Origin of the sequence: Psychrobacter sp. CAL346-MNA-CIBAN-0220 (genome assembly GCF_040309805.1) — a bacterium.
In the GTDB taxonomy this organism is placed as follows: Bacteria; Pseudomonadota; Gammaproteobacteria; order Pseudomonadales; family Moraxellaceae; genus Psychrobacter.
The window spans coordinates 1-251 of record NZ_JBEOPF010000554.1; the positions used below are offsets into that span (position 1 = coordinate 1).

A 251-nucleotide genomic window follows, 5' to 3' on the forward strand; every position below is an offset into this window, starting at 1 on the left:
GTTCTCATATGGCGTTATCACTACAAAAAGACAAAATCAGCTTTTTATTGCTTGAAGGTCTACACGACAATGCCTTAAAAATATTGACAGATGCTGGTTATCAAAACATCGAGAATATCAGTCATGCGTTAGATAAAGAAGAGCTGATCGAAAAGATCAAAGACGCTCACTTCATCGGTATTCGCTCACGCACCCAACTGACGCGTGAAGTACTGGAGCATGCGCACAAGCTGATTGGTATTGGTTGCTTC

The 251-nt window shown here is 41.4% G+C and carries 1 pseudogene; it reads left to right on the forward strand.

Features of this window, described 5'->3' with window-relative positions:
* Positions 1–8 precede the first annotated feature (8 nt).
* A pseudogene (locus AAEY88_RS14770) lies at positions 9–251 on the forward strand (phosphoglycerate dehydrogenase); the annotation flags it as partial.